Source organism: Pseudomonas sp. K5002, assembly GCF_013386655.1.
Lineage (GTDB): Bacteria > Pseudomonadota > Gammaproteobacteria > Pseudomonadales > Pseudomonadaceae > Aquipseudomonas.
Window position 1 is genome coordinate 1 of sequence record NZ_JACARK010001291.1, and the last position, 2416, is coordinate 2416.

Genomic DNA, 2416 nt, shown 5'->3' on the forward strand with positions numbered 1-2416 from the left:
GGCGGCATGCCCGCCTCATCCGGCGGCCAGGCGCTGCGCGAGATGGTGCCGGTGGTACGTGCGTTGTGGAAAGGCGACTATGCCCATGACGGCGACATCTGGAAGTTCCCCACCTCCACCAGCGTGCCCAAGCCGATCCAGCAGCCCAACCCGCCGATGTGGATTGCCGCACGCGACCCGGACTCGCATAACTTTGCGGTAGCTAATGGCTGCAACGTGATGGTCACGCCGTTGATGAAGGGCGACGAAGAAGTCCTCGACCTGAAAAATAAATTCCAGGCTGCCCTGGACAACAACCCGGATGTGCCACGCCCACAACTGATGGTGTTGCGTCACACCCACGTGCACGCGGTAGACGACCCTGACGGCTGGAAAGTCGGGGCCAAGGCAATCGCCCGATTCTATCGCACCTTTGATGCCTGGTTCGGCAACAAGACCGTGCCGGTCAACGGCTTCCTTGACCCGAGCCCGGAAGAAAAATTCGCCGGGCGTCCGGAGTTTGAACTGGAAAGCCTGCACAAGACCGCAATGATTGGCACGCCTGAAGAAATCATCCCGCGCATCCAGTACTACCAGGAGCTGGGTGTGGACGAGTTCAGCTTCTGGTGTGATAACAGCTTGCCCCACGCGGAGAAGAAAAAATCCCTTGAGCTGTTTATCAAGCTCGTGGTGCCGGCATTTCGCTGAGGGTAATGCCTGAACCGCACACAGCGCCGGCACTTGCCGGCGTTGTTGTTTCGGGTGGCGGGAATGCGGCAAGTGCTTCGGGTCGAGGAGATGTATACGATGCCGGACCGGGGTGCTCCGCCCAAAAACCGCTGTGCCCACTGCCCGTATTCCATGTACTCAAAAATGTACTAAAAAAAGTGGCTGGAGACGGATTTCAGTAGTTTTGCGTAGAAACGAAAAAAGACGCCGAAGCGTCTATTCCTTAAATCCCAGGCAAAAAAAAGCCACTCTATTGAGTGGCTTTTTTTGTGTTTGGAGCGGGAAACGAGACNNACCAACTGAGCTATTCCCGCGTCTTGGTGATGCGCATTCTATAGAATCCTCATCACCCGTCAACCCCTTGATTCAAAAAAGTTTTATTTCTTTTCAACCTCGGTGCGCAGATGCGGCCAGGCGGCGCGCAAATATTGCAGCATGGACCACAAGGTCAGGCCCGCAGCGATCAGCAGCAAGGCATAGCCCAGCAATACCCAGAAGGAGAAATCCGACGGGTTGGCCAGCAGGATCACCAGGGCAAGCATCTGCGCCGCGGTTTTCCATTTGCCCATGTTGGACACGGCCACGTGGGCTCGGGCGCCGATTTCGGCCATCCACTCCCGCAGGGCGGAGACCACGATCTCGCGACCGATAATCACGGCCGCCGGCAACGTCAGCCACAGGTTGCCGTGTTCCTGCACCAGCAGCACCAGGGCGACCGCTACCATCAGTTTGTCGGCCACCGGGTCCAGGAACGCGCCAAACGGCGTGCTCTGTTCCAGGCGACGGGCCAGGTAACCGTCCAGCCAGTCGGTGGCGGCTGCGAAGGCAAACACCGAACTGGATGCCATGTAGCTCCATTCGTACGGCAGGTAAAACAGCAATATGAAAATCGGAATGAGCAGGACGCGTAGTACGGTGATCAGATTAGGGATATTCATCGGCACAACTGGCTACGAGGTGAGAAGGCATTCTACTCGCTGTGCAGATTTGCATAAATCAACTCTGCGAGCTTTTTACTGATACCGGGAGCTTTGGCTATTTCTTCGATGCTGGCACGGGACAGCTCCTGCAAGCCACCAAAATGTTTTAACAAGTCCCGCCGCCGCGTTGGCCCGACCCCCGCCACCCCTTCCAGGGTTGAGGTACGCCGGGTCTTGCCACGTCGGGCGCGGTGGCCGGTGATGGCGAAACGGTGGGCTTCGTCGCGGATCTGCTGGATAAGATGCAGCGCCGGGGAGTCGCCCTTCAAAGTGAACTCATGGGCGGCATCATTCAAGTACAAGGTTTCAAAGCCGGCCTTGCGGGTGGCCCCCTTGGCCACGCCGAGCAGGATCAGGTCGGGCACCGCCAGTTCGTTGAGCACGTCGCGGGCCATGGACAGCTGGCCCTTGCCACCGTCCACCAGCAGGATGTCCGGCAGCTTGCCCTCGCCGTCCTTCAGTTTGCTGAAGCGCCGGGTCAGGGCCTGGTGCATGGCGGCGTAGTCATCGCCCGGGGTGACGCCTTCGATGTTGTAGCGCCGGTAGTCGGACTTGATCGGTCCTTCTGGCCCGAACACCACGCAGGAGGCCACGGTGGCTTCGCCGCTGGAGTGGCTGATGTCGTAGCACTCGAGGCGCTGGGGCGGTTCGTCAAGATTGAGGACTTCGGCCAAGGCGTCAAACCGCGCGGCGACGTGCTGGCGGTTGGCCAAGCGTGCGCCCAGGGC

General features: G+C 59.2%; 3 protein-coding genes. 1 reads left to right on the forward strand and 2 read right to left on the reverse strand.

Going from position 1 to position 2416, the window contains the following annotated elements; all coding sequences use genetic code 11:
• On the forward strand, positions 1 to 687 hold a 687-nt coding region (locus HX846_RS35760; protein ID WP_178967298.1), incomplete at its 5' end, for an LLM class flavin-dependent oxidoreductase.
• 398 nt (positions 688 to 1085) lie between these two features.
• Here HX846_RS35760 and pgsA read toward each other — a convergent pair.
• Both pgsA and HX846_RS35770 read right to left on the reverse strand, forming a co-directional pair.
• The gene (gene pgsA / locus HX846_RS35765; RefSeq protein WP_003208929.1) at positions 1086 to 1646 is read right to left on the reverse strand and encodes a CDP-diacylglycerol--glycerol-3-phosphate 3-phosphatidyltransferase; all 561 of its coding nucleotides are present in this window, start codon (positions 1644 to 1646) and stop codon (positions 1086 to 1088) included.
• 32 nt (positions 1647 to 1678) lie between these two features.
• On the reverse strand, positions 1679 to 2416 hold a 738-nt coding region (locus HX846_RS35770; RefSeq protein ID WP_256740372.1), incomplete at its 5' end, for a helix-hairpin-helix domain-containing protein.

Coding starts and splice junctions, on each gene's coding strand:
- pgsA (WP_003208929.1), bottom strand. CDS start 1,646: ATGAATATCCCTAATCTGATCACCGTACTACGCGTCCTGCTCATTCCG.